Below are 25,697 nucleotides of genomic sequence, written 5' to 3' on the forward strand. Positions count from 1 at the left end.
CAAAATCCTGATGATGTAGGTCGTCGAGGTGCTTAAATTTGTGGCGTAGTTGCAAAAAAAATAAGCAGAAGGCGGATTTTGAAAATTGGTCGAGAAAATCGGGTGCAATTTCATATCTGAATACTTCATGCTACGACAAAATACAAAACGTAATGTGATGGAATATTGGGATCGTTAAAATGGCTGTTCGTATTGTTTGTGCAAGAGCGGATAAAGCCGCTGCAAATTCATTGGCCCGATATCTCAAAAAACAAAATGTCCCGGCGAACATAGGATATGCATCAGGTGCAGGACAGTTTGCAAATAGCGCAAATCAAATCGTATTGTGGTCGACGCATCTTTCACCTTATCAGAAGCGTATAAAGGACCTTCCGGATTCAACACTGGTTTTGTTGGATAATGCGATAATACCGCCTGAATTGTCAGGTTTAGATTTTGTGAATGCCAAGGGAATTGGAAGTCGCGAGAGCAAGTCTTGGCGTGCCGTGTCTCAGCTTGTGCGCCGTGACGTTAAAAATGTTTATGCTGGATTGGCAATTGATGAGAGCGCTTTACCCACAGCGTCGAATGATGAACTAGATGTTCAGCTGCAAAGCGAAACTCTTCCTGACGTGGAGAGTGTTGAAACTGAACTTCCCAATGTTTTGGATGAATTGCCTGAGTTAGAACCTTCGTTCCCTGAACCTGAAGACTTAGATATTCCAAAAGTAAAAGAGCTTATAGAAACTTCAGATCTTTCAGAATTACCTGAAGATACAGTTGAGGAAGTTCAGCTCGCGGAGAACATAGAAGAGCAGAGTTTATCAGATACCGCTGAGCTTAAGGCGCAGAAAAATGAAATTCCCGATGATTTGCCAGAAGCTGAAGAGTTAGAAGTTGAAGGAATAGTTCCAGACGAAATTCCGCTTGAAGAAGTTGAGGTGTTGGAAGAAGCTCGACTGGAAGAGGTGGTTGAAGATTTAAGTGCGATCGAAGAGCCGCAGTTAAATCAACAGGTTGAAGAAGTAGAACTGGCGACAGAAAATATAGAAATTCCGAACGTTGAGGTTGAGGCGGATGAAGCTAAGATTGCTGAAGATGTCCTAGAAGACGTTCCTGAATTTAGTGAATTGAACGCTGCTCAACCAACGACAATAAAAATACCAAAGCAGAAAACGTTTATAACACCAATTGTGTTTTTAGTGGTGTTGCTGTTGGGGCTTGGAGCAGCTGTAGGCGTGTTGCATCCTGAAAGTCCATATTATGGGATGTTATCTGCTTCTAACAACACATCCGAATAAGATCTTTAATTCTCAATCAAATTCTTTAAAGCTGTTAGCGAAGAAACTCGTATAACAGGTGTTAACCCATGCGCGATGGTATTCCCGAAAAATCCATATCAGAAGCCAATGCAGATGAAGTCCTTCGTAGGTTTGGCGAGGTTAGTTTTCGTGCGCAAGTATTTGAACAAACATTAGAAAACACTGTTTGGGGGATGCTGAAAGCCAAAGGAGAATCAAGCCGGGAAAGGCGTGACGAGCTGGAAGGTCAATCATTGGGAATGATCTATCGGCGAGTGGAAAAAATATTTCGAGATCAAGATCCTGTTTGGGCTGACAATATCAAAGCCTTTATTCGTTGTAGAAATTATCTGGCGCACACATTCTTTGTTGATGCATCGGAAATACACAATAGCGAGGAAATTCGTCTCTACGCATTGCATTATCTTGATGAATTTGAGAAAGCATGCGCCACAGCTTCTTTCCACCTGTATCTGCTCACTGATGCTCTTGGGATTATGCATGCGGGTCGGTTCACAGGAAGCATTGAGACGCGCTTAGCTAATTCACAAGGTGTGACGCGGGATACAATTGTGAAATTTAAAAGGTTTAAACCAAATGCGTGACGGCGGAAAAATCGACGCGGCTATAAAAGTACTCACTGACGTTTTAACACGTCACCAACCTGTAAAATCAGCGGCAAAAGATTGGGGTAAGCGGGCGCGTTATGCGGGCTCTAAAGATCGCGCATGGGTGTCAGGTTTGGTACTAGATTCTTTACGCAATAAGCTAAGCCTTGCGCATGCAATGGGCTCAGATGAGCCGCGCGCATTGGTATTGGGTGCGCTTACCCACGTTTGGAACTGGGATATTGGCCGTGTGGATGAGGCCTTTGATCAAGAGCATGCGCCTTCAGCTTTGACGCTCGATGAGCGTGAACGTCTTGTGATGGCACCAGACCCTGTGGCTCCTGCGCATGTGCGCGGTGACTACCCAGAATGGATGGCGGGTCTAATGGAACGCACCTTCGGCGAAGAGTCTGTGATTGAAGCGCAGGCAATGGCTGTAAGAGCGCCCGTCGACTTGCGTATTAATACACTGAAAGCCGAGCCGGAGAAGGCTGAAAAAGCGCTTCGTTCGGTCAAGGCAGAACCTATTCCTTCGTTGAAAAATGGTTTTCGTATTCCTGCCCCTGACCCATCTGTGCGCGCCAATTCTGTAGAGAGTATTCCGGCTTATTCCAAGGGGTGGGTCGAAGTTCAGGATGCGGGTAGCCAAATGGCTGCAGCTGGAGCTAATGCGCAGCCTGGGGAGCAAGTGCTAGACTATTGTGCTGGTGGCGGCGGTAAGTCACTCGCTATGGCTGCAACGATGGAAAATAAAGGGCAAATCTACGCCTATGATATCGAAGGGCGTCGTCTCTCCGCGATGATACCTCGATTGAAGCGTGCGGGCGCGAGAAATGTACAATTGCGCCATCCACAAGAGGATTTGGGGTTGAATGATCTCGAATTGAACATGGATCTTGTTGTAATTGATGCGCCATGTTCAGGAGTAGGAACATGGAGACGGCGTCCAGATGCGAAATGGCGGTTAAAGGAGAATTCACTTAACCTTCGTCGCAGGCAACAAGCTGAAATCCTTCACAAGGCATGTAATTTCGTGAAGCCGGGTGGACGTTTACTCTACATTACATGTTCCTTCTTGATGGAAGAGAATGAGGATCAGGTCGCTGCATTTCTCGCCGACCGCAGCGACTTTACTCAAGAGGACGTCGTTGAAAGCGCTATACGATCTGGACAACTGACAGAAGAAGGTGAAGCCATTCTAGCGCGAAATAAACGTCTAGGAGGTTCTGTTCGTTTGACGCCCCGTTCAGCTGGAACGGATGGCTTCTTCATGGCGTTGATGCGCCGAGAAAGCTGATATTGGAATGAGAAGATAATCCGTATTCGTTAGTACGGATCATGTTATTTACTTGGCTATTCCTCAAATACATGAGGGGATGGAGGAATTCAGACTATTCGAAAATAGAAAATTGGTGCATTCTGTATCTCGTGTGTTTGAAGTGAATCATGGGACGTGAGCCAAATGTCTGATATTCCTCCAATAGAAGCCCCTTTGCCGGAAACCATTAAATTGAGAAATGGTTGGATTTATAGTCTATTGATGACTGGGCTTTGCATTCTTCTTGTATTGGTTTCGATTTGGTATGTAGCCTCCGGGCACGGTTTATTACCAGTTATAGCCATTTTAGTATGCATCCCCGGCATATGGATGGGGTATGAGCACGTGAAGACCGGCGGCTCCTATGTTTATTTGGAGCCTCATCAATTTACCCGTGGTGTGTATGGCGTAGTTCACACTTGGTCGTGGAAAGATGTATCCAGTTTTCGTGCGGATACATATAAAGGTGAATCGGGTGTGTGGTGCCGTCAAGATGATGGCGATACAGGTGATGATATCTTGATTGAAGCGGGTGCAAGAAACCCCGAGGCATTAGCCGACCTATTAAATCGTTTTAGGCAGCGGGCCATTGGAGAACGTTTTACTTCGTTATAGCCTTTAAAGAGATAAATTGTTGCGCGGGGTGGTTTTATGATTTCGGAAAAAGATGTTTATGAGGCCTCGGAACGAATATCTCCTTTTGTGAAATCGACCCCAATTCTTCAATCTGAAAAATTGAATTCGTTGTTTGAAGCTGATGTGTATTTCAAATGCGAAAATTTTCAGCACATAGGTGCGTTTAAGGCCCGTGGTGCACACAACGCTGTGTTTGCAATGTCAGATGAAGAAGCCTCCAAAGGTGTTGCTACGCACTCATCAGGCAATCATGCGGCGGCTTTGTCTTTAGCTGCAAAAAATAGAGGGATTTCTGCACGAATTGTGATGCCAAACAATTCCAATAAAATGAAAATTTCTCAAGTAGAAGAGTTGGGTGGCTTAATTGAGTATTGTGAGCCAACAACGAAGGCTAGAGAAGAAGCGGCGGCTAAAGTTCAGAAAGAAACAGGCGCTAAAATAGTGCATCCATATAATGATCCTTTGGTAATTGCTGGGCAGGCTACTGTCGCATTAGAGTTGTTAAATGAGATGCCAGATTTAGATGCTATAGTCGCACCTGTAGGCGGTGGAGGCTTAATGGCAGGAACTGCGCTTATTACCAAAGCTACAAAACCTAATGTTTATACCTGCGGTGTTGAACCTGAAGAGGTAAATGACGCCGCACGTTCGTTGGCTAGTGGTGAATTAGTTGGAAACACGACGCTTAATTCAATAGCTGATGGTTTGCGTGGGAATTTGGGTCCCAACCCTTTTGAAATACTGCAAAAATATCTGGATAAACTGATAGAGGTTTCTGAAAAAGATATCGTGGCGTCCATGCGACTGATCTGGTCAGAATTGAAAATTGTGATTGAACCTAGCAGTGCCGTAGCAATTGCATCGCTATTGTTTCACAGACAAGAAATAAAAGGCGAGAAGATTGGCGTTATTATCACAGGTGGTAACGTAGACTTGGATGATTTGCCGTGGTGAATTTCAGTTAGCTTTTTGCCGCATTTATAGCCAAGAAAGTTTGTTGAATTAGAGCTTTCTCATTTTCAGTTAATTCGGGGTGCCAGATTTCAAAGAGTAATACGACGCGAGTTTCTTGACTGTTATTCCACGCTTCATGTTCAATGCTATCATCGAAAATAATTACTTTTCCTTCTTCCCAGTTGATATGTTCATTTCCCACGCGTATGCCGCAATTTGGGGGGACTATTAAAGGCAAGTGACAAATTAGACGAGTATTCAACATTCCGTGGTGCGGAGGTATATGGGTTCCTGGTTTCAAGACTGAAAATAAAATTGAAGGGGTTTGATTTTCTAGAAAATCCAACGGCAGAGAGCTTAGCGCAGAAACCGTTTGAGGACATTTTTCGGCCATGTCTTCTTGGAGTTTTCCATTTTTCCAGAGGTAACAAGCGCTCCAGTCTGAATTGTTTATGAGTTTGTTGTCTCGTAAAATTAGATCCTTGTCATCGGCTTGTACATAAGGGGCAAGGTTGTTTTGATCTTGTATAAGGGAGAGAAGTTCTTTTTTTATATTTGCGGTTTGATCTTCTAATTCCTTGACCCAATCAAACTCATCTCGCGAATATACAGCTTTTTGAGCGAGGCCGGGAAAGAAAAAGCGTGTTGGTTGCTGAAAGTAAGGTTTAGCTTTTCCCAGTAATATTTCTATCGATTCTGCGAATCTTTTGCTTTGAGAGAGAGTTTCTTTTTTTGAAGGTAGAAAACGAAGTAGGTTTTGTTCGTGCTTTTGAGCTTGTGACTCAATTAATTCAAATGCTTTTGAAAAATTGGGTCGAATATCAGCAGGGATTTCATCTGGTGATGGAGCGACAGAAATCGCGCTTTTGTAAAAACGAACTGCTTCATCTAAATCTTGCTGTAGTTCCAAGAGTTCGCCTTTGGCCAGCAATGCTCTCATGTGTTTTGGCGCGGCGCTTAACGCAGTTTCTACAGCCTTCAAAGCGTTTTGAATGTCATTGAGGTTGCGGTGGCAATGACTTAATACAACATAAGAATCGGGGTGTATGAATCCCTTCTGAATTGCTAACTCTAAATGGTTGCGAGCATCAGTGTAATTGCCACTTCTGAATAGTTGGAAACCAGTTTGTGCAATTTGTTGGGCCGAAGCATTGGGGCGGATTGAATTCATGATCACATGTTGTCTTGGCTGTTTTTCTATTTAAACTTACTTTGAAACGCTTTGATAGACTGTGCAAACTTAAAAACATCGGTTATGTGCTTGCCATGACTGATTTACAAGATTCCCACCATGAAAAAGCGTTGATCATCGACTTTGGTAGTCAGGTGACTCAACTTATTGCGCGCCGCCTTCGTGAAAACGGTGTTTACTGTGAAATTCATCCTTATCAAAATGTGACGGATGAAAGCCTGAAAGCCTATGATCCTAAGGCGATTATTTTTTCAGGTGGGCCGGATTCAGTCATGCGGGAAGGGTCTCCAAGGCCTCCTAAGGCAGCCTATGAGTTGGGTGTGCCAATTCTTGGGATCTGTTATGGACAGCAAGTGATGATGCATGATCTTGGGGGGCGTGTAGAAGCTGGAGAGCATGCAACAGCAGAATTTGGGCGCGCTTTCGTAACGCCTGCGGAATCAAAGCTGGGCATGTTGGATGGATGGTTTGCTGACGGCGATGAGCAAGTTTGGATGTCGCACGGTGATCATGTGGCTGAGATTGCTCCAGGGTTTGAAGTTTACGGGACATCACCGGGCGCGCCATTTGCGATTACAGCGGATTTAGAGCGTAATTTCTTTGCGGTTCAGTTCCATCCTGAAGTTCACCACACCCCCAAAGGTGGCGAGCTATATAAGAATTTCTTGAAGCTTGCTGGCTTTAAAGGCGATTGGACGATGGGTGCATATCGTGAAGAGGCGATTGCACGGATCCGCGAGCAAGTTGGTGATAAGAACGTTATTTGTGGATTGTCTGGTGGGGTTGATAGCTCTGTCACGGCAATTTTGCTGCACCAAGCGATAGGTGATCAGCTAACATGTGTATTTGTAGATCACGGTTTGCTTCGTAAAGATGAAGCAAAAGAAGTCGTCGCGATGTTCCGAGACAATTACAATATTAAACTCATTCACGCCGATGAGAGTGAGTTGTTCCTCGGTGAGTTGGATGGTCAATCTGATCCAGAAACCAAACGAAAGATAATTGGTAAGCTCTTTATTGATGTGTTCCAGAAGCACGCAGACACAATAGAAGGCGCAGAGTTTCTTGCGCAAGGGACTTTGTATCCTGATGTGATTGAGTCAGTTAGTTTTTCTGGTGGTCCGTCAGTCACTATTAAATCACACCATAATGTTGGTGGTCTGCCAGAAAAAATGGGTTTGAAGCTAGTTGAACCGCTTCGTGAGCTTTTCAAAGATGAAGTGCGTGCGCTGGGACGTGAGCTTGGCTTGCCTGATAGCTTTATTGGGCGTCACCCTTTCCCTGGGCCTGGGCTTGCAATCCGTTGTCCAGGTGAAATCACACGCGAAAAATTAGAAATTCTTCGTGAGGCTGATGCTGTCTATATCGACCAAATTCGTAAGCATGGCCTTTATGACGAGATTTGGCAGGCCTATGTCGCTATCCTACCTGTGAAGACGGTTGGCGTTATGGGTGATGGGCGTACTTATGATTATGCTTGTGCTATGCGGGCAGTGACATCTGTAGATGGCATGACAGCGGATTATTTCCCATTTTCACACGAGTTCCTCGGTGAAACAGCCACTCGTATAATCAACGAGGTCAAAGGGATTAACCGCGTCACATACGACATTACCTCAAAGCCACCCGGCACGATTGAATGGGAATAATAGGCTGATTTTATAGTCTTTCTATTAAGCGAAAATTTTGAACGTGTGGGCAAGAGTGGTGGCGATTCAGCGTTGGAGCGATTTTGAAGGCTACTATTTATTTTTAGTGAGACGTTGTGTTGTCATCTGTGGAATTATCGGTTCCAAGTAAGACCACACCGCACTTTCCAAAGCTGCATATTGGGGCAATAAGCAGTTCAGAAACTGATATTCGCCTATATGTTTCTAGATTTATTCTCTGGGACGTTCATTCAATGCTTATTGAGCCTCTTATATTTCTTCGCGCACTCGATTTGGTTGGCGTATTCGTCTTTGCCTTGAGTGGTGGAATTCCTGCCGTGCGCAAGAATATGGACGTTTTCGGTGTGTTAGTGGTTGCGTTTTTTCCTGCAGTTGGCGGCGGGACGATACGAGACTTGCTTCTTGATCAGCCTGTTTTCTGGCTAACTGATCCAATGAGTTTATTGTTTGCCCTTTTGGGTGGGATTTGTGCGTTAACAGCTCCGAATTTTTGGTCTCGATTGAAAACAGTCGTTTGGTTAGACGCTATTGGGTTGTCGCTATTCTCAATGGTTGGGGCCTATAAAGCGTATTCATTGGGGCATGCTGCGTTTGTTGCTCCCATTATGGGGGCGATTACAGCCACAGGCGGTGGTGTTGTGCGCGATTTGTTGTGTGGGCGGGAAGTGATGCTCTTGAAGGAGGACATCTACGCGACAGCTTCCTTAATAGGAGGTGCAGTGTTTATTGGGTGTGTGATTATGGGGATGGATCTTGTTTTATGCTTGATCGTTGGTGCCTCGATCGTCTTCGTGATTAGGGCGTGTGCAATCAGGTTTGAATTGAACCTTCCAAGGCCATTTAACAAAGATCACTGATATCTCAGAGAAGGTGTAGCAGCGGTAGTGGAAAATTTGCCTAATTCTCTATTTGCCGAATGCTCTCTCTAGGAATTAATTGAGTTGAAAAAGTCGCAATTGTATTGTGCTGGTCAGTGCGCTCGATTTGTTGAGTGAGTATTTTCATGGCAGTGCGCCCCAGATCAATAGATGGTTGTTGAATGGTTGTGAGTGGCGGGTCACAATATTGCGCTAGTTCGATATCATCAAACCCTGCAACGGATATGTCATGGGGAATTTTGATGTTTTTCTGTTTTAGGCCGTGAATCAATCCAAATGCCATTTCGTCATTCATGCAAATAATCGCTGTAGGGCGTTTGGGTGAGGAGGCCACTTCATGCGAAATGAGGGCACCGGAATGTGAACTGAAATCTCCTTGGTACTGAATGAGCGAATGAGATTGCTCGGGTGAGTCATCAAGGCATGATAGAATGCCTTCTAAACGTTCTTGGGTCAGAGGGCTTTCTTGGGGGCCTAATACCACACCAAGCCTTTTGTGGCCTTTCTCCAGAATGTGTTCGGTAAGATCTTTCATCGCTTGATAATTGTCGATTTTAACTATCGGACTGCTTGTTTCCCCAAGACACTCACATGCATTTACCCAAGGCGGAGGCGCTTTTTCGTTTTGCAATTTGATTTCACTGAAAGGGTTTCTGGCGCTAAGTTGAATGATACCGTCGGCTTGGCGTCTGAGGACCATATTGGCGTAATCTCTTTCCAGTTTAATTTGATTATGTGTCTCCCCAAGAAGCACTGAATATCCACACGTATTTGCGTAGTTCTGAATCCCTTTAATCACATTAGAAAAGAACGGGTTTGATATGTTTGGAACCAATACAATCACCCGTCTCGTTTGCGAGGTGCGAAGGTCTCTTGCTGTAGAATTGGGGGTGAAATTAAGCTCAAGAATGGCCTTTTCAACGCTTTTGCGAGTGTCTTCTGACACTTTGTTAGGGGAGTTGATGGTTCTTGATACTGTTGCAACCGAAACTCCGGCATGGCGCGCTACGTCTTTGATGCTCGACATTGAATAGGCCTGTTCTTTTATTAGCGTTCCGTGCGGTCGAAAATTCTAATGAGGAATCTCTTTGCTTTGTTGCTGAAGATATTGGGTTTCCCTGAAAGGGCAAATTCCAACTTAAAGAAATTCAAATATTTTAACTTGCGCTGAAAAATGTAATCGATTACATTACTCAAAATTAAGCTAGTGAATCTGGCTGGGGAGAGGTCTGTCGATGACAAAAAAAATCCGCGTCGGAATGATTGGTGGAGGCCCAGGGGCTTTTATTGGAGCGATTCACCGTCGCGCGATGTGGCTAGACAATAGATTTGAAATTGTAGCCGGTGCGTTTAGTCGAGATGCGGAAAAATCCAGACAGATGGCAGCTGAGCTTGGTGTCGACGCTGATCGCGCACACACTTCAGCGGACAAACTAATGGAAGCGGAAAAGTTACTTCCCGTGGAAGATCGAATTCAATGCATTAGCGTTGTGACGCCGAATGCCTATCACTATGAAGCATGTGCTCTAGCGGTTGAGAATGGGTTTCACATTGTTTGCGACAAGCCTCCAACAAGGACGTTGGAAGAAACAATAGCACTAAAAGAGTTGTTAGCTGGAAGTCCATCTTTATATGCGCTTACGTTTACATACCTTGGGTATCCTATGGTACATGAAGCGCGTTCTCGAGTACTGAATGGAGATATTGGAAAGATACGAAAAGTGTTTGTTCAATATCCTCAGGGGTGGTTGTCAACGCCCCTGGAAAAAGAAGAAGTCAAGCAAGCAAGTTGGAGAACTGATCCCGCGCTTTCGGGCCCGGCTGGATGTTTAGGCGACATCGGCACGCACGCTTTTTCATTGGCGGAATTTATTTCTGGAAAAAAAGTAAACTCTGTTTGCGCGGATATACGCAGTTTTGTTGATGGGCGCCTTGTCGATGATGATGTGTCAGTGCTGATGGGCATGTCAGACGATGTTTCGGGAGTATTGCTAGCTAGTCAGATCATGGCTGGTGAAGAAAATGCGCTGACAATCAAGGTCTATGGTGAAACAGGTGGATTTCAATGGTCACATTCTGATCCCAACACGCTCATTCACATGGATCTAAATGGTCCCACACAAATTCTACGAGCTGGACAAGATAACGGGTATTTGTCCGCGCAAACTCAGCAATTGTTGAGAACACCTTCAGGCCACCCTGAAGGCTTTATAGAAGCGTTTTCAAATATTTATGGTCAAATGGCTGATGCAATAGTTGGAAATGGTGAATTAGGAGAAGGTGTTGGAATTGAAGCTGGAGAGCGGGTGATGCGCTTTGTTGATGCAGTTCTCACGAACGCAATTAGCTCTGAAAAATGGACTGAAATGTAGGGATTGAGAAATGCAGAAAATCAAAGGCCCAGCCATTTTTTTGGCGCAATTTTTTGACGACAAGGAACCCTACAATTCACTGGAAGCTTTGGTGAAATGGGTGTCGGAATTGGGATACAAAGGTATCCAAATACCGACATGGGATAGCAAGTACTTTGACCTTGAAACGGCTGCTAACAGTGAAGCCTACTGTGCTGATATCAAAGGTATGTGTGCATCATATGGTGTGGAGGTAACTGAGTTATCTACTCATCTGCAAGGACAATTGCTTGCAGTGCATCCAGCGTATGCAGATCTTTTTGCAGGGTTCGCCCCAGATGCCATCATGGGAGATGTTAAAGCTTATTCTGAATGGGCTGAGAGCCAATTGAGAATGGCTGCTAAAGCAAGTCAAAAGCTAGGGTTAAAGGCGCACGCTAGTTTTTCTGGTGCTTTGATGTGGCATACCGTTTACCCATGGCCGCAACGCCCGCAGGGGCTTGTCGAAGATGGGTTTAAGGAACTGGCTCGCCGGTGGAGACCAATTCTAGATGCATTTGATGAAGCGGGTGTTGATGTTTGTTACGAGCTTCACCCTGGCGAAGATTTGCATGATGGCGTGACGTTTGAAAGGTTTCTACATGCTGTGGATGGGCACTCGCGTGCGAACATATTGTATGATCCAAGTCACTTTGTTTTACAGCAATTAGACTATCTTCAATTTATAGATATCTATCATGAACGTATAAAAATGTTCCATGTTAAGGACGCCGAATTTATTCCAAATGGACGAGCAGGCGTCTACGGTGGATATCAAGATTGGGCGGATCGTCCGGGTCGTTTTAGATCTCTGGGTGATGGGCAAGTAAACTTCAAAGATATTTTCACTCGGCTGACCAAACACAATTTCGACGGTTGGGCAGTATTGGAATGGGAGTGCTGTTTTAAGCACCCAGAAGATGGCGCGCGTGAAGGGGCTCCCTTCATTGCTGATCATATTATTCGTCCGGCTGATAAGGCATTCGATGACTTTGCGGGTGGAGAAGCGGACGCAAAACTCAATCAAAGAGTATTAGGACTTTAAACAAGGGCATTAGACCCTGTAGCTCCGATGGGGAGAGGAATATGAACGCGAATAGATTATTTTTGATGTCGTGTTTGGCATTGACTGTAACGTCCATGACTTTTGCAATTCGGGCCGGAATTTTAGGTCAGTTGGGTGCAGATTTTGGATTAAATGATGCCCAATTGGGAATGGTTGCGGCCATGGCCTTTTTTGGGTTCCCCGTGGCAATGATTTTCGGCGGTCTGATATACAATTCTGTCGGACCTAAAAATCTGATGATCGTAGCCTTTGTAGGGCATCTACTTGGATTATTGCTCACGATTTGGGCCAATGGTTTTTGGACGTTAATGATCTCAACGTTTTGCATCGGGTTCGCAAATGGCGCGGTTGAAGCTGCTTGTAATCCCATGATTGCAGACATGTATCACAAGAACAAAACAACCATGCTGAACCGCTTTCATGTATGGTTCCCAGGTGGGATCGTGATAGGGGCGCTGATTTCAAAATTCCTTGGGGATGCAGGTATCAGTTGGCAAATTCAGATTGCGACTATGATACCAATTACAATTGCGTACGGCCTGATGGTCTTCAAAGAAAGTTTTCCAGAAACGCAACACACTGAAAGCAATACTCTTGAAAACATAAAGGCCATGATGGCTCCATTGTTTTTGGTGATGTTAGTACTCATGACGGTCACAGCAACAACAGAATTAGCTACTGGACAATGGATTGAAAAAATTCTTGCGGGCTCCGGTGCATCGGGGTTGTTAGTGCTGGCTCTCACTGCTGGATTAATGGCGATTGGTCGATACTTTGCTGGGCCAGTGGTTCACAGATTTAATCCAATTGGTGTGTTATTGGGATCGTCAGTATTGGCCACAATAGGCATTTATCTGTTCAGTCAATTTACTGGGCCTATGGTTTATATCGCAGCAATCGTTTTTGCACTTGGAGTTACATATTTCTGGCCAACAATGCTTGGTTTTGTAAGCGAATATCTTCCGAGAACTGGGGCGTTTGGATTGTCCATTGTCGGCGGTGCGGGCATGTTTGGTGTTAGCCTTTGGAACCCAGTTATTGGGAGCAAAATGGATCAGGCACGTGATAGCGCTATAGCCTCAGGTGCAACTGGAGCTGAAGCCGATATTCTTGCAGGGCAAGAAGCACTGAGCTTTCTAAATATCTTTCCCGTGTTTTTGATTGTTGCATTTTTGATTTTGTTTTTGCTCAAAATTAAGCGCCCAGAAGAATTGGGTGGCGCGACTAATCAGCAAGCAGACCTATAGAGAAAGACGAAGGCATGCGTACTTTTCGATATATCTCGATGTCTATCTGTATCAGTGCTTTAGCGCTGGGAACGACAGGATGCGTTTACTCTGCAGACGATGAAGTCGTTGGTAAAAAAGTAGACCCTGCATCAGAATGGGAAGCAATCTTCAATGGAAAAAATTTGGATGGTTGGACAGTAAATCTAGCAGGGCAATCAGTCGGCACAGACCCATACAACACGTTCAGTGTGAGGGATAACAAGATTGTAGTTTCCTATGAAGATTATGATGCGTTTGATGGGCAATTTGGACATCTCTTTTTTGACACGGAGTTATCTCATTACAAATTGAGATTGGAGTATCGGTTTGTTGGTGAGCCAATGAAGGATGCTCCTGTCTGGGCGAAGTTCAATAGCGGCGTAATGCTTCATTCCCAGCCTCCAAGTTCGATGAAAAATGACCAAGGCTTTCCTGCATCCATCGAAGCTCAGTTCTTAGCTTTGTCCAATGCAGCTGAAGATCGAACTACCGCAAATTTTTGTACGCCAGGAACGAAAGTAAGTTTTGAAGGCGTTGTGAATGAAAACCACTGCATCAACTCAAATACACCTGCGTTACCTGTTGGGGATTGGGTGGAATTTGAGGCTCATGTCAAAGGGAGTGAGTTCATTACACTTTCAATAAACGGCCAACAAGCGATGAAAGTGACTGAATTGATGTGGAATCCCGAGGAAGAATTTGGAGGCGGATACGCTGCTCCAGGAAATGTCGCTTCTTCCGGATTTATCGCATTGCAGGCTGAAAGCCAGCCAATTGAATTTCGAAACATACAAATAAAAGATCTTTCAATGATCACTCAATAGAGGAAACGACTAATGAAACGTAGAGACTTTCTTTTAGGATCCGGCGCATTCGTTTCGCTAGCGGCGTGTCAACAATCCGGTGGAGGTGTTGTTAAACAGGCGGCAACCGCTTCTGCTTTCGAGCCGTGGACTAACAGGGCGGGTATTCAGCTTTATACATGTCGGCATTGGATCGAAGAGCACGGGGTCGCAGATACTCTTAAGCGTATTGCGAAAATTGGTATCAAAGAAATTGAGATGGCTGGGTTTAAGGGGCTATCTGTAGCTGAATGGAAGACAATTTTAGACGGCGAAGGGCTGACAACGCCTTCAGCCCACTACCAACTTCATGATCTTCTCAAACCTGAATTTAGAGAAGAGGTTTTTGAAAGTGCTGAAAAACTAGGTCAGTCTTATGTGACAATTCCTTGGTTGAATGAAGAAGATCGTGAATCTTTGGATGACTATAAAAAAGTAGCTGAACACCTCAACACTATTGGTGCTGCCTGTTCTGAAGCTGGATACAAATTAGCCTATCACAACCACGAATTTGAATTTGATGAGTTTGATGGAAAAGTTGCCTACGATCTAATGCTGGAAGAAACAGATTCTTCCATCGTTGATTTTGAAATGGATTTGGCTTGGGTTGTTGCGGCTGGTAAAGATGTTGTTGAGTACATCGATCGATACTCGGGGCGATTTAGTCAATTTCACGTAAAAGATATTACCGCAGACAAGAAATTGTGCGCTGTCGGATTGGGTGTTGTACCTTTCGAAGAGATCTTCAAAAAAGCAGAAATGGCTGGATTGCAGCACGCTTATTATGAGCATGACCACCCGGTGGAGCTCTGGGCTGAAATGCAGTCGAGTTTTGAACACATGAAAAAGTTGGGTTCAAAAATTCCAACATTGAAATCTTAAGAGGGGCAGATGAGCATAGATCGCCGAAAGTTCCTTGTTGCCGCCATAGTGGCAGTCGGTGGAGCAACAGCTTTATCATCTTGTAGCGAACCTGAAGCTATTATTATTCCAACGGACGATGTTGAGAGTGGGCTTAGATTCTATACCGAAGACGAATACAAACTACTAAACAGGTTTGCCGATATCTTGATACCGGAAACGAGTTCTGTTGGAGCTATTCGTGCGGGGGTGCCATCCTACATGGACGGATTGATGGCAGATTGGGCCAGTGATGCGACCCGTCTGCGTCACCGTGCGTTTCTGTCGGAATTAAGTAATCAGTTACAGGGATTGGCAAAGCGTGATTTCCTGAAAGTGTCTCAGGAAAATGCTCTGCAGACCATCAAAGACTTTGACGAACTAGCTTTTGCAGAGCCGAAAAACTTCTCAGACTATATAGGTTTTAAGGATCTTCTCGCGACTGTTTATAGCACCACTGAATTGGGAGCTGAAGCAACTGGGTGGTCATATGCACCTCCTGGGTATTGGGATCCAAATGTTCCAAAAGATTATTCATAGCGCGGGAGTGAAGCATGGCAGATTTTGATGCAATTGTTGTGGGCTCGGGCATGAGTGGTGGCTGGGCAGCGAAAGAACTAAGTGAACGTGGTTTAAAAGTATTGGTCATCGAACGAGGAAATGAGATTGTTCCCGAACGTGACTACAAAGACCTTACACCGCCTTGGGAGCGTCCAAACTTAAACAGAGTTCCCGAAGATGAGGCTGAGAAAGACTATGCAATTCAGTCAAAGGGGGCGACCTATGCTTTTGGTGAAATCACCAAACAATATTGGGTGAAAGATTCTGATCATCCCTATGAGAACGCCGAGGGAGCAGACTTTGAATGGTTGCGAGGGTACCACACCGCAGGTCGTTCCATTATGTGGTCCCGCCTATCTTGGAGGCTAGGACCGAATGACTTTGAAGCAAATGCCAAAGACGGGCATGGTGTAGATTGGCCGGTTCGATATGAGGACATTGCCCCATGGTATGAACACGCCGAAAAGTTTGCGGGGGTTGTGGGGCAAAAAGAAGGTATTCCTCACCTACCTGATGGAGTTTTTCAGCCGCCATTTGAAATGACGCCTGCTGAAAAACACTTGCGAGAAAAAGTGCAGGAAGCGTTTCCAACTAGAAATGTTATCCATGGGCGAGCAGCGCATTTAACAGATCCTACTGATGAACAATTAGAGCTGGGTAGAGGTCAGTGTCAGGTTCGAAATCAGTGTCATGAAGGATGTAGTTTTAAAGCCTATTTCTCTTCACTACATGCGACATTACCGGCCGCTGAACGGACGGGTAATTGCACAATCGTACATGATAAAATCGTGCATTCAGTTGAATACGATGAAGAGACTAAGCGGGTTACGGCAGTAAATACGATCGATCAAAATACCAATGAGAAGAAACGGTTTACCGCTAAGATCATATTCTTGAATGCTTCAACGGTCGGTTCAACGATGATATTGTTGCAGTCAAAATCAGATGCATTCCCAACTGGGTTGGCGAACAGATCCGATCAGGTTGGCCGAAACCTAATGGATCATGTTTCCGGTGCCTATGCCAGTGGAACTTTGGATATGTTTCACGATGTAAAGACATATGGAAGACGACCAACAGGGATTTATGTTCCTCCTTTTGCTAATACGACTGAGTTCGATAAGCCGCATCTGAGAGGATATGGATATCAAGGATATTCAACTCCTGTGATTGACCGTAGAGCGGCTTTGAAGGGGATTGGACAAGAATTTAAAGATCGTAACAAAGATAAGCCAACCCCTTGGAATGTCGGGCTTTATGCATTTGGAGAAGTGCTTCCTTATCCAGATAATCGCGTCACTCAACATCCAACCAAAAAAGATAAATGGGGGCTTCCTCTTGCTCAATTCCATGGTGGCATGCGTGAAAACGAGATAGCCATCTTAAAGGAAGCTCGCAAAGAAGCGATCAAGATGTTGGAGGTTGCTGGTTGTAAGGATATTGTTGCTCCAGAGATAGATCCAACCCGTTTGGGCAACCGAATACATGAGATGGGTACTGCGCGTATGGGGCGCGACCCAAGTACTTCGGTTTTAAATGGCTGGAATCAGGCTCATGACATAGACAATCTGTTTATAACGGATGGATCGTTTATGACGTCATCTGCAGCCCAAAATCCATCTTTAACTTACATGGCGTTTTCAGCGAGAGCTGCCAATTACGCAGCTGATTTATTTGAGCAAGGAAAGCTGTAAAGTGAATTGACTGCTCCGCATAATTGAAATCAAAAAGCATTCAAATGCGGGGCAGAGAGTGAAAATTGCTGAGCCTCCTCCATATTGGGAAGCTCAGCTTGGATTTGTGGATTAAACGTCCAACTCTTCAACAAATTCAGCATTATCTTGGATGAATTTGAAGCGGTGCTCTGCTTTTTTGCCCATAAGTGTTTCCACAAGCTCGCCAGGTCCTTCAAGGCCGTCAGGCAGCGCAATGCGAGCCATAGAACGTTTTTTGGGATCCATTGTCGTTTCTTTTAGTTGAGCTGGCATCATCTCACCAAGACCCTTAAAGCGAGATACTTCAACATTTTTGCCTTTAAACATTGTACGCAAAAGCTCGTCTTTGTGTTCGTCATCTCGTGCGTATGCTGACTTTGCACCTGCTGCTAACTTGTACAGTGGCGGCATAGCCATAAATAAACGACCAGAAGTGATCAATTCGGGCATTTGTTTATAAAAGAAGGTGATCAAGAGGGCGGCGATGTGGGCACCATCCACATCCGCATCGGTCATGATAACGACACGCTGATAACGCAAATCCTCGATGTTGAACTTCCGACCAATGCCTGTTCCAAGCGCGGTAGAGAGGTCGTTCAGTTCTTGATTGGCACGCAACTTATCAGCACCCGCGGAAGCTACGTTCAAGATTTTACCACGTAGAGGTAAAATAGCTTGTGTTTTACGGTCGCGGGCTTGTTTTGCAGAACCACCCGCTGAGTCACCCTCAACGATGAAGATTTCAGTGTCTTCACTGGAATTGCTGGAACAATCGGCAAGTTTGCCGGGCAAGCGCAATTTACGCGTTGCAGATTGTCTGGAAACTTCTTTTTCCTTACGGCGGCGCATACGCAGGTCGGATTGCTCAATCGCCCACTCCAGAAGTTTGGTCGCTTCTTTAGGTGACGTTGTTAGCCAGTGATCAAAGCGGTCACGTAGTGCGCCTTCAGCAACGCGAAGCCCTTCAGGAGAAGAAAGTTTATCTTTCGTCTGCCCTACAAATTCAGGTTCGCGGATGAAGACTGACAAAAGCGCACCAGCTGACCCCAAAATGTCATCAGCTGTAATTTGAGAAGCCTTTTTTACGCTCGTTAGTTCGCCATAGGCGCGTAAACCTTTGGTGATGGCAGCGCGCATTCCTGCTTCGTGCGTACCTCCATCTCGGGTTGGTACAGTGTTACAGTAAGAGCGCGTGATACCATCTTCTTCGCCAAAACCATTTGCAGACCAACAAATTGCCCATTCACAAGCAGCTCCATTGTCCATATCCACGCGACCAGCGAATATATCCGCCGTGACCATGATTTTGCCTTCGGACATTTCTTTAAGCATGTCCGCCAGACCATTGGGGTAGTGAAGGACTGCCTCTGCCGGTGTTTTGTCATTTTCCTTTAGGAGCTCAGGGTCGCATTTCCAATGAATTTGCGCACCTTGATGGAGGTAAGCTTTGGCTTTTGCCATTTGGAAAAGGCGGGCGGGCTTAAATTGGATTTTGGTTCCAAAAATTTCATAGTCAGGTTTGAAGCTTACAACCGTCCCGCGACGATTAGGAGCATTCCCAATCTGTTTGACTGGACCCATCGAGTGCCCGCGTTCAAACGCTTGAAAGTGTAATTTTTTATCGCGTGCTACTTCAACTTCAAGACGTTCGGAAAGAGCATTTACGACGGATATACCAACCCCGTGAAGACCACCTGCGGTCTGATAAGCTTTATTTGAAAATTTACCACCCGAGTGAAGAGTCGTCATAATCACTTCAAGAGCGGACTTTCCGGGGAATTTGGGGTGAGGGTCTACAGGTATACCGCGACCATCATCTCGAATGCTTAAAAAACCATCGGCGCGTAAGTGAACGTCGATTCGTGACGCATGGCCCGCGACTGCTTCATCCATTGAGTTATCGAGGATTTCTGCAAACAGGTGGTGAAATGCGCGTTCGTCGGTCCCCCCGATATACATACCGGGGCGTTTGCGGACTGGTTCTAATCCCTCAAGAACTTCAATATCCTTGGCTGAATATTCTTGCTGAACTGCTTGTCCTTTGGCTGCCATTGCTATTCCTGTCTACGCGAGTTTGGTCTTATTTTGATTTGCGAACATGGCCGCATTTGCATCATGCGGAAAGATGGTTAATGAAATTTATTAGCTGTTTCGCTGAGAAAAATCCGTTTCCTACAAATGAACAGTTAGAAAAACCATTTTCTTTTTAGATCTTTCTGGCAGCTTCTTACTTGCTTTTCATATCGGTCTGCATTGCGATGAACTTTATTAGCGACATCGATGAGCCACTTTTTCTTTTTCCAAGTTCCACGAATATAACCGCCAGCCCCATCATGATAAGCTAAATAATGAGCTTTGTAATTGTATTGACCGATACCTGTGCGTTTTCCAGTACGCGCTACATACCAGCCTATAAAGTCCGTGGCATCGTCAAAGTCATCGCGTTCAGCGCCATTGTTTCCGGTAGATCTTTTGTATTCATCCCAAGTGCCATCTAGCGCTTGTGCGTAACCATAGGCTGTTGAGGGGCGTTTACCAGGCAATAATCCTAGCACACGACGTTTGCCGCGCTCGGGTTTTGCGTCATGTGTAAATGAACTTTCCTGGCGAATAATCGCGAGTTGTAATCCTATCGGTGCACCCCACTTTTTGGCGGTTGCACGTGTCGCTCGGTACCAAGATTTGTTTTCTTTTAGGAAGACGCAGGCATTGTCTTGTTGCTTGGGAGGAGAAGATGCACAAGCTCCCAAAAAGAGTGTGCTAGTAAGGAGAAGTGAACAAGTAAGCTTTTTCATATCAACCATTTTCTTCGTTAATGCCCAATGATGCAAGTTACAGATTTAAAAAGTGTGATTGCGTTTAGGTCTCCATTGAAAACAAAAAACGCCGAAGCAGCTAAGCTTCGGCGTTTAAAGTAATCTCTAAGTTCTAACGAACTCTAAGCGATTAGCACTTGTAGTACATGTCGAACTCAACCGGGTGTGGGTGAAGTTCAAGGTTCATCACTTCTTCCATTTTTAGCTCGATGTATGCATCGATTTGGTCGTCATCGAATACGCCACCAGCTTTTAGGAAGTCACGGTCTTTGTCTAAAGCTTCTAGAGCTTCACGAAGAGAGCCACAAACTTGTGGAATTGCAGCTGCTTCTTCAGCAGGTAGGTCGTAAAGGTCTTTATCCAAAGCGTCACCTGGGTGAATTTTGTTTTGGATACCGTCAAGACCAGCCATTAGAAGGGCTGCGAATGTTAGATATGGGTTACCGGCTGGGTCAGGGAAACGTGTTTCGATACGTTTCGCTTTTGGCCCTGAACCGTAAGGAATACGGATAGAAGCAGAACGGTTACGTGCAGAGTAAGCAAGCATAACTGGAGCTTCATAACCTGGTACAAGACGCTTGTATGAGTTTGTTGAAGCGTTTGTGATCGCGTTCAATGCCTTAGCGTGCTTGATGATACCACCAATGTAGTAAAGACATGTTTCTGAAAGATCAGCATATCCGTCACCTGCGAAAGTTGGCGCGCCATCTTTCCAGATTGATTGGTGAACGTGCATACCCGTACCGTTGTCTTGGAACATTGGCTTAGGCATGAATGTCGCTGTTTTACCGTAAGAAGCTGCAACATTGTGCACAACATATTTATATTGCTGTACGCGGTCAGCCATTTCGATCAATGTGCCGAAAACCATTCCAAGCTCGTGTTGAGCAGGCGCAACTTCGTGGTGTTGCTTTTCTGGCTTCATGCCTAGCTCACCCATTACGGAAAGCATTTCAGAACGCATGTCCTGACATGAATCTACTGGAGGTACTGGGAAGTAACCACCTTTAGGACCTGGGCGGTGACCCATGTTACCTGTTTCGTATTCGCGGTTTGTGTTTGCAGGAAGCTCAGTTGAGTCAAAAGAGTAACCGGTGTTGTGTGGGGCTGTTGACCACTTTACATCGTCAAAAACGAAGAATTCTGGTTCTGGGCCAAAGTATGCTGTGTCACCGATACCTGTAGACTTCAAGTAAGCTTCAGCTTTCTTAGCAGTCATGCGTGGGTCACGGTTATAAGCTGTCATAGTGCCTGGGTTCAGGATATCACAGTTAATAACCATTGTTGTTTGTTGGAAGAATGGGTCGATGTGGGCTGTAGAAGCGTCAGGCATCAAAACCATGTCTGATTCGTTGATTGCTTTCCATCCAGAGATAGATGAACCATCGAACATTGTACCATCTTCGAATAGGCTCTCATCAACTGCATCTGCAGTGAATGTCACGTGCTGCCATTTACCGCGAACATCAGTGAAACGTAGATCTACGAATTGAACATCTTTTTCTTTGATTAATTTTAATACACTTTCGGACACGGGGTCACTCCTCTTTTTGTGTAAGCTTTTGTTTGTGTGACCGCATCATGTCTGTGGGTCTTCGAATTCTAATAGTGGTTGGAATTAAATCGCTTGGTCGCCAGTTTCACCTGTCCGGATACGAACGACTTCAGAAACATCTGATACAAAGATCTTTCCGTCCCCAATTTTTCCTGTTTGGGCGGCACTAGAGACTGCTTCGAGGGCGGCTTCCAGTTGTGAGTCTGCTACGACTACTTCAACTTTTAACTTAGGTAGAAAATCTACGACATATTCAGCGCCGCGATAGAGTTCGGTGTGTCCACGCTGGCGACCAAAACCTTTTGCTTCTAAAACTGTCATGCCTTGCAGGCCGACTTCGTGAAGAGCTTCTTTTACTTCATCGAGTTTGAATGGTTTGATGATCGCTTCAATTTTTTTCATTTTCAATCACACCTTAATTGATCCCGTAGGTCTCTATTGAACCTTAATTTCTGTGGGGACTAGTCCGTGGAGATGTATGCGCGAACTTGCTGTTGTTGAGTAGTGAAATCTATACGTTTTTGTGTGTCTTGATGGTGGTGCTTAATTTTTGTGCGTTGGTGGTCATTATTTGTGCGTTGACGCGGTGTGGTTGTGAATGAAGTTGGTTGGCATCAATATTGGATGGAAATTAAATCAATCAGACCGTCCCTGTGTGTGAACGGTGATTTAAAAAGGGTCGTGAAATGCGTGTTTTAAGCGTAAAACAGATGTATATGGCTGATCAGCGTATGATTGATCTTGGTGTATCTGGTGCGAGCCTAATGGATGCCGCTGGGAGAGCGTGTGCCGATATGGTGCACAAAACTTGGCCAGAAGGGCGTGTTATTATCCTTTGCGGACCAGGGAATAATGGCGGTGACGGTTTTGTTGCCTATCGCTATTTAGAGCAATTTGATCGGGACGTGCACTTATATTTGGCAGGCGAAGTTGATCAATTGACTGGTGATGCAGAGGGGGCTGCTGAGTTGGTTTTAGATGAAATAAGGCCGATCTCGGAATTAAGAAACGAAAACACAGGCGAATTCACCTTCCATCGTGAAGATATAGTTGTTGATGCCATGTTTGGGGCGGGGCTTTCTCGATCATTAGATGGTGAGATTTCTGAACTTGTACGTTCAATCAATACCTCAAATGTATGTGTGTTGAGTGTGGATATTCCTACCGGATTGTCAGGAGACAGCGCGGAAATCAATGGTGACGCTATTAGAAGCGATGTCACGGTGACGTTCGAGGCGCTAAAGCCGGTCCATTTGATGGAGCCCGCTGCTAGCTTATGTGGTCAGATTAAGGTTATTGATATTGGGATCACTGATGAAGTTTTGATGGAAGTGGGGGAGGAAGTCTTTCTGAATAGGCCGAAAGAATGGGCCGACGAAATGCCTTGGCCTAATCGTACCAGTCATAAACATCAACGAGGGAGAGTGGGAGTCGTTGCTGGTCCCGCCGGTTCAACTGGAGCTGCAAGATTAGCTGCTAGAGCTGGATTGAGGATGGGGGCGGGCGTAGTCACAATATTGGGTGAACCTTCAGCGATTCCCGAAATGGCTGCTGATATGCAAGCTGTGATGACTAAATCATATACTGACGTCGATGAATTATTCTTGCTTGGCCGAAATATGAGCAGTTTGGTCGTTGGTCCTGCGGCGGGAGTGAATGAGTTAACGCGCTTCAAAGTGGTAACATTGCTGCAAAGCGGTCTTCCAATGGTGTTGGATGCGGATGCATTGACGGTGTTTGCCAATGATCCATCGTATTTCTTTAGTTTGTTGCACGAAAATTGTGTTCTTACACCGCATGTTGGTGAGTTTGAGCGTATATTTCCCGATCTTCTTGCAAGCGCTGACAATAAGATAAGTGCAGCAAGAGCTGCCGCCCAAAGAGCAGGGTGCGTTATTGTATTGAAAGGTGCAGATACAGTCATTGCAACACCCGACGGGCGAGCGCGGGTAAATGTTCACGGATCCTCATTTTTATCAACGGCGGGATCTGGAGATGTGCTTGCGGGTATGATTGCTGGGTGGATGGCCCAAGGAATGAGCGCTTATGATTCTGCGTCTGCCTCGGTGTGGTTACATGGTGAGGCTTCGCTATCTGGTGGCGCGGGGCTAATCTCAGAAGACCTGATGGTATATTTTCCAAAGATACTCACAAGGTTTTATGAGGAAAAAGGACCAAAAAATGCACTTTGGGAAAGAAAAATTGATTTTAGCTCTTGAACTATAGGGTAAACTTTGTGTAGAGACGCTTCTCCTCTGGTTCGGCGGGTATGGCGGAATTGGTAGACGCACTGGTTTTAGGTACCAGCGCTTATGGCGTGGGGGTTCGAGTCCCTCTACCCGCACCAACCAGAGATGATGTTAGCTTTCGCTACAAAAAATCTTCCAATAAATAGGTTGCCGAATGCATTGATTGTGAGCCAATCAAGTTAGAAGATACCTGCGCGATTGAACGAAAATTTTCTTTGAAATAAGTGATATAGATGGGGTTAGATCGCTTAATCTGGATAATCGGCTCAATTCATCTCGATTCTACGATGGACAGCGGCTCTTCGGTGTGACATACCACCCGCCAAACTTGCGCGGCGCTAGCTTTTAAACTAGCTCAGGCAGCCGCCTTTTATGTCATAACACTCCCGAGCTGCCTGCGTGTGCAATTGGGGCAAACAGAATTTGAGGAATCTGTGATGAACGTCACTGAGACCAAGTCCGAAGGACTGACTCGCGAATATAATGTAGTTGTCTCTAAAGACAGCTTGGCGGAAAAGCTTGAAGCTAAAATTACTCAGCTTCGCCCGCAAATGAACTTAAAAGGATTCCGTCCTGGTAAAGTTCCTGTGTCTCACATTCGCAAGACTTACGGAAAGTCCATTCTTGGTGACATCATTCAAGAAGAAGTGAATTCTACTTCTCAGAAAACTCTGGAAGACAAAGAAATCCGTCCTGCGGCTCAGCCCACAATTGAAGTGACTTGTGATCAAGAGCAATTGATCGAAGGTAACGCTGACCTGGAATACTCTATGAAAGTAGAAGTAATGCCAGAATTCGAGCCTGCTGATGTGACCGGAATTGAGCTTGAGCGTCTTGTTGTGGAAGTGACAGACGAAGAAGTTGATGAGGCTTTGAGTAAGCTGGCTGAATCAAACAAGCAGTATGAAGCACGTGGAAAAACAGCAAAAGCACGCGAAGGCGATGCGGTTGTGATTGACTTTGCTGGTTCTATCGATGGTGAAGCCTTTGATGGTGGTACAGCTGAAGGTCAAACAATTGTTCTAGGTGAAGGTCGTTTCATCCCGGGATTTGAAGACCAATTGATTGGTGCAAAAACGAATCAAGAAGTTGAAGTTAAAGTTACATTCCCTGAGGATTACCCAGCAGAAAACCTAGCAGGTAAAGATGCTGTGTTTGAGACTAAAGTGAACGAAGTTCGTGCTCCTAAAGAAGCAACGATTGATGATGAGTTCGCTAAAGGATTGGGCATTGAAGATCTTGCTACTCTTAAAGACTTGCTTTCAAAAAACATCGAGCAAGAACTTGCTGGTGGATCACGTCAACGTTTGAAGCGTGTTCTTCTAGATGCACTTGATGAGCGTCATGACTTTGAGCTTCCTCCTGGCATGGTTGAAGCTGAATTTGATCAAATCTGGAAACAGTTTGAGCAAGAAAAAGAAGCTGGCCGTTTGGATGACGAAGACAAAGAGAAGAGTGAAGACGATCTTAAGGTGGAATACCGTAAGATTGCTGAGCGTCGTGTGCGTTTGGGTCTCGTCCTTGCTGAAATCGGCCGCATCAACAAAGTTGAAATCAAGCAAGAAGAAGTTTCACGTGCATTGAACCAGGAAGCTGCACGTTTCCCTGGTCAAGAGCAGCAAGTTGTTGAGTTCTACTCTAAGAACCCTGCTGCAATGGCTCAGCTGCGTGCACCACTATTTGAAGAGAAGGTGGTGGACTACATTATCGAACGCGCGGAAGTGACTGACAAAACAGTGACACGTGAAGAGTTAGAAAAAGCTCTTGAAGAAGAATAAGGAACTTTTTGTTCTTTGAAT

At 45.2% G+C, this 25,697-nt stretch carries 22 protein-coding genes and 1 tRNA gene; 17 read left to right on the forward strand and 6 right to left on the reverse strand.

Annotated elements, in window-relative coordinates; translation table 11 throughout:
* Window positions 1–179 precede the first annotated feature (179 nt).
* The 5 genes from F551_RS0104520 (at window position 180) to F551_RS0104540 (ending at window position 4,796) form a co-directional block, all read left to right on the forward strand.
* A complete protein-coding gene (locus F551_RS0104520; protein ID WP_018996299.1) occupies window positions 180–1,280 on the forward strand; it encodes a hypothetical protein in 1,101 nt (366 codons plus the stop codon).
* A gap of 68 nt (window positions 1,281–1,348) precedes the next feature.
* Window positions 1,349–1,885: a hypothetical protein gene (locus F551_RS0104525; protein WP_018996300.1), complete on the forward strand. Its 537-nt coding sequence runs from the start codon at window positions 1,349–1,351 to the stop codon at window positions 1,883–1,885.
* Complete coding sequence (locus F551_RS0104530) at window positions 1,878–3,185, forward strand: RsmB/NOP family class I SAM-dependent RNA methyltransferase (protein ID WP_018996301.1); 1,308 nt, start codon at window positions 1,878–1,880, stop codon at window positions 3,183–3,185. Before F551_RS0104525 ends, F551_RS0104530 begins: the two co-directional genes overlap by 8 nt.
* 165 nt (window positions 3,186–3,350) lie before the next feature.
* The gene (locus F551_RS0104535) at window positions 3,351–3,821 is read left to right on the forward strand and encodes a hypothetical protein (RefSeq protein WP_018996302.1); all 471 of its coding nucleotides are present in this window, start codon (window positions 3,351–3,353) and stop codon (window positions 3,819–3,821) included.
* A 36-nt stretch (window positions 3,822–3,857) separates the two neighbouring features.
* Window positions 3,858–4,796: a threonine ammonia-lyase gene (locus tag F551_RS0104540; protein ID WP_018996303.1), complete on the forward strand. Its 939-nt coding sequence runs from the start codon at window positions 3,858–3,860 to the stop codon at window positions 4,794–4,796.
* 7 nt (window positions 4,797–4,803) lie between these two features.
* Here F551_RS0104540 and F551_RS16240 read toward each other — a convergent pair whose 3' ends face one another.
* Window positions 4,804–5,967 carry an aspartyl/asparaginyl beta-hydroxylase domain-containing protein gene (locus tag F551_RS16240; RefSeq protein ID WP_018996304.1) on the reverse strand — a complete coding sequence of 388 codons (1,164 nt, stop codon included), beginning with the start codon at window positions 5,965–5,967 and terminating at the stop codon, window positions 4,804–4,806.
* Window positions 5,968–6,062: 95 nt separating this feature from the next.
* Between F551_RS16240 and guaA the strand changes: the two genes are divergently transcribed.
* Window positions 6,063–7,637, forward strand: coding sequence for a glutamine-hydrolyzing GMP synthase (guaA, locus tag F551_RS0104550; protein WP_033404626.1), 1,575 nt, complete (start codon window positions 6,063–6,065; stop codon window positions 7,635–7,637).
* A 254-nt stretch (window positions 7,638–7,891) separates the two neighbouring features.
* The gene (locus tag F551_RS0104555) at window positions 7,892–8,515 is read left to right on the forward strand and encodes a trimeric intracellular cation channel family protein (protein WP_033404629.1); all 624 of its coding nucleotides are present in this window, start codon (window positions 7,892–7,894) and stop codon (window positions 8,513–8,515) included.
* Window positions 8,516–8,555: 40 nt separating this feature from the next.
* Here the strand turns inward: F551_RS0104555 and F551_RS0104560 are convergent, their stop codons facing one another.
* The gene (locus F551_RS0104560; RefSeq protein WP_018996307.1) at window positions 8,556–9,563 is read right to left on the reverse strand and encodes a LacI family DNA-binding transcriptional regulator; all 1,008 of its coding nucleotides are present in this window, start codon (window positions 9,561–9,563) and stop codon (window positions 8,556–8,558) included.
* Window positions 9,564–9,771: 208 nt separating this feature from the next.
* Here F551_RS0104560 and F551_RS0104565 point away from each other — a divergent pair, with 208 nt between their 5' ends.
* Genes F551_RS0104565 through F551_RS0104595 form a run of 7 tightly spaced genes read left to right on the forward strand, consistent with a single transcriptional unit; the run spans window position 9,772 to window position 17,257 of the window.
* Window positions 9,772–10,908: a Gfo/Idh/MocA family protein gene (locus F551_RS0104565; RefSeq protein WP_018996308.1), complete on the forward strand. Its 1,137-nt coding sequence runs from the start codon at window positions 9,772–9,774 to the stop codon at window positions 10,906–10,908.
* A gap of 10 nt (window positions 10,909–10,918) precedes the next feature.
* Window positions 10,919–11,971: a sugar phosphate isomerase/epimerase family protein gene (locus tag F551_RS0104570; protein ID WP_018996309.1), complete on the forward strand. Its 1,053-nt coding sequence runs from the start codon at window positions 10,919–10,921 to the stop codon at window positions 11,969–11,971.
* 41 nt (window positions 11,972–12,012) lie between these two features.
* On the forward strand, window positions 12,013–13,239 hold the full coding sequence (locus F551_RS0104575; protein WP_018996310.1) for an MFS transporter: 1,227 nt from the start codon (window positions 12,013–12,015) through the stop codon (window positions 13,237–13,239).
* Window positions 13,240–13,253: 14 nt separating this feature from the next.
* Complete coding sequence (locus tag F551_RS16245) at window positions 13,254–14,084, forward strand: 3-keto-disaccharide hydrolase (RefSeq protein WP_018996311.1); 831 nt, start codon at window positions 13,254–13,256, stop codon at window positions 14,082–14,084.
* Window positions 14,085–14,096: 12 nt separating this feature from the next.
* On the forward strand, window positions 14,097–14,984 hold the full coding sequence (locus F551_RS16250; RefSeq protein WP_018996312.1) for a sugar phosphate isomerase/epimerase family protein: 888 nt from the start codon (window positions 14,097–14,099) through the stop codon (window positions 14,982–14,984).
* A 9-nt stretch (window positions 14,985–14,993) separates the two neighbouring features.
* Window positions 14,994–15,542 carry a gluconate 2-dehydrogenase subunit 3 family protein gene (locus F551_RS0104590; protein WP_018996313.1) on the forward strand — a complete coding sequence of 183 codons (549 nt, stop codon included), beginning with the start codon at window positions 14,994–14,996 and terminating at the stop codon, window positions 15,540–15,542.
* Window positions 15,543–15,556: 14 nt separating this feature from the next.
* Entirely contained in the window at window positions 15,557–17,257 is a 1,701-nt protein-coding gene (locus F551_RS0104595) for a GMC oxidoreductase (protein ID WP_018996314.1), read from the forward strand.
* Between the two features lie 111 nt (window positions 17,258–17,368).
* Here F551_RS0104595 and parE read toward each other — a convergent pair whose 3' ends face one another.
* The 4 genes from parE to F551_RS0104615 all read right to left on the reverse strand — a co-directional run bounded on the left by parE (window position 17,369) and on the right by F551_RS0104615 (window position 22,051).
* Window positions 17,369–19,330, reverse strand: coding sequence for a DNA topoisomerase IV subunit B (gene parE, locus F551_RS0104600; RefSeq protein WP_018996315.1), 1,962 nt, complete (start codon window positions 19,328–19,330; stop codon window positions 17,369–17,371).
* A 134-nt stretch (window positions 19,331–19,464) separates the two neighbouring features.
* Window positions 19,465–20,073: a transglycosylase SLT domain-containing protein gene (locus tag F551_RS0104605; protein WP_026296649.1), complete on the reverse strand. Its 609-nt coding sequence runs from the start codon at window positions 20,071–20,073 to the stop codon at window positions 19,465–19,467.
* A gap of 151 nt (window positions 20,074–20,224) precedes the next feature.
* On the reverse strand, window positions 20,225–21,628 hold the full coding sequence (gene glnA / locus F551_RS0104610) for a type I glutamate--ammonia ligase (RefSeq protein WP_018996317.1): 1,404 nt from the start codon (window positions 21,626–21,628) through the stop codon (window positions 20,225–20,227).
* Window positions 21,629–21,712: 84 nt separating this feature from the next.
* A complete protein-coding gene (locus F551_RS0104615; RefSeq protein WP_018996318.1) occupies window positions 21,713–22,051 on the reverse strand; it encodes a P-II family nitrogen regulator in 339 nt (112 codons plus the stop codon).
* A gap of 284 nt (window positions 22,052–22,335) precedes the next feature.
* On the opposite strand from F551_RS0104615, the gene F551_RS0104620 reads away from it, so the two are divergent.
* The 3 genes from F551_RS0104620 (at window position 22,336) to tig (ending at window position 25,676) form a co-directional block, all read left to right on the forward strand.
* On the forward strand, window positions 22,336–23,868 hold the full coding sequence (locus tag F551_RS0104620; RefSeq protein ID WP_018996319.1) for a bifunctional ADP-dependent NAD(P)H-hydrate dehydratase/NAD(P)H-hydrate epimerase: 1,533 nt from the start codon (window positions 22,336–22,338) through the stop codon (window positions 23,866–23,868).
* A gap of 44 nt (window positions 23,869–23,912) precedes the next feature.
* A tRNA-Leu gene (locus F551_RS0104625) sits at window positions 23,913–23,996 on the forward strand.
* A 339-nt stretch (window positions 23,997–24,335) separates the two neighbouring features.
* On the forward strand, window positions 24,336–25,676 hold the full coding sequence (gene tig / locus F551_RS0104630) for a trigger factor (RefSeq protein ID WP_018996320.1): 1,341 nt from the start codon (window positions 24,336–24,338) through the stop codon (window positions 25,674–25,676).
* Window positions 25,677–25,697: the final 21 nt, after the last annotated feature.

The organism is Hirschia maritima DSM 19733, assembly GCF_000378345.1.
GTDB classification, from domain to species: Bacteria; Pseudomonadota; Alphaproteobacteria; order Caulobacterales; family Hyphomonadaceae; genus Hirschia; species Hirschia maritima.

Excerpts from the sequence above, each read along its gene's own strand:
- F551_RS0104535 (WP_018996302.1), top strand. The coding sequence starts at position 3,351 with ATGTCTGATATTCCTCCAATAGAAGCCCCTTTGCCGGAAACCATTAAA.
- F551_RS0104605 (WP_026296649.1), bottom strand. The coding sequence starts at position 20,073 with ATGAAAAAGCTTACTTGTTCACTTCTCCTTACTAGCACACTCTTTTTG.
- F551_RS0104575 (WP_018996310.1), top strand. The coding sequence starts at position 12,013 with ATGAACGCGAATAGATTATTTTTGATGTCGTGTTTGGCATTGACTGTA.
- F551_RS0104570 (WP_018996309.1), top strand. The coding sequence starts at position 10,919 with ATGCAGAAAATCAAAGGCCCAGCCATTTTTTTGGCGCAATTTTTTGAC.
- F551_RS0104595 (WP_018996314.1), top strand. The coding sequence starts at position 15,557 with ATGGCAGATTTTGATGCAATTGTTGTGGGCTCGGGCATGAGTGGTGGC.
- F551_RS0104530 (WP_018996301.1), top strand. The coding sequence starts at position 1,878 with ATGCGTGACGGCGGAAAAATCGACGCGGCTATAAAAGTACTCACTGAC.
- F551_RS0104560 (WP_018996307.1), bottom strand. The coding sequence starts at position 9,563 with ATGTCGAGCATCAAAGACGTAGCGCGCCATGCCGGAGTTTCGGTTGCA.
- F551_RS0104525 (WP_018996300.1), top strand. The coding sequence starts at position 1,349 with ATGCGCGATGGTATTCCCGAAAAATCCATATCAGAAGCCAATGCAGAT.
- F551_RS0104620 (WP_018996319.1), top strand. The coding sequence starts at position 22,336 with ATGCGTGTTTTAAGCGTAAAACAGATGTATATGGCTGATCAGCGTATG.
- parE (WP_018996315.1), bottom strand. The coding sequence starts at position 19,330 with ATGGCAGCCAAAGGACAAGCAGTTCAGCAAGAATATTCAGCCAAGGAT.
- F551_RS0104615 (WP_018996318.1), bottom strand. The coding sequence starts at position 22,051 with ATGAAAAAAATTGAAGCGATCATCAAACCATTCAAACTCGATGAAGTA.
- F551_RS0104540 (WP_018996303.1), top strand. The coding sequence starts at position 3,858 with ATGATTTCGGAAAAAGATGTTTATGAGGCCTCGGAACGAATATCTCCT.
- F551_RS0104565 (WP_018996308.1), top strand. The coding sequence starts at position 9,772 with ATGACAAAAAAAATCCGCGTCGGAATGATTGGTGGAGGCCCAGGGGCT.
- F551_RS0104555 (WP_033404629.1), top strand. The coding sequence starts at position 7,892 with ATGCTTATTGAGCCTCTTATATTTCTTCGCGCACTCGATTTGGTTGGC.
- F551_RS0104520 (WP_018996299.1), top strand. The coding sequence starts at position 180 with ATGGCTGTTCGTATTGTTTGTGCAAGAGCGGATAAAGCCGCTGCAAAT.
- tig (WP_018996320.1), top strand. The coding sequence starts at position 24,336 with ATGAACGTCACTGAGACCAAGTCCGAAGGACTGACTCGCGAATATAAT.
- F551_RS16240 (WP_018996304.1), bottom strand. The coding sequence starts at position 5,967 with ATGAATTCAATCCGCCCCAATGCTTCGGCCCAACAAATTGCACAAACT.
- F551_RS0104590 (WP_018996313.1), top strand. The coding sequence starts at position 14,994 with ATGAGCATAGATCGCCGAAAGTTCCTTGTTGCCGCCATAGTGGCAGTC.
- F551_RS16245 (WP_018996311.1), top strand. The coding sequence starts at position 13,254 with ATGCGTACTTTTCGATATATCTCGATGTCTATCTGTATCAGTGCTTTA.
- guaA (WP_033404626.1), top strand. The coding sequence starts at position 6,063 with ATGACTGATTTACAAGATTCCCACCATGAAAAAGCGTTGATCATCGAC.
- F551_RS16250 (WP_018996312.1), top strand. The coding sequence starts at position 14,097 with ATGAAACGTAGAGACTTTCTTTTAGGATCCGGCGCATTCGTTTCGCTA.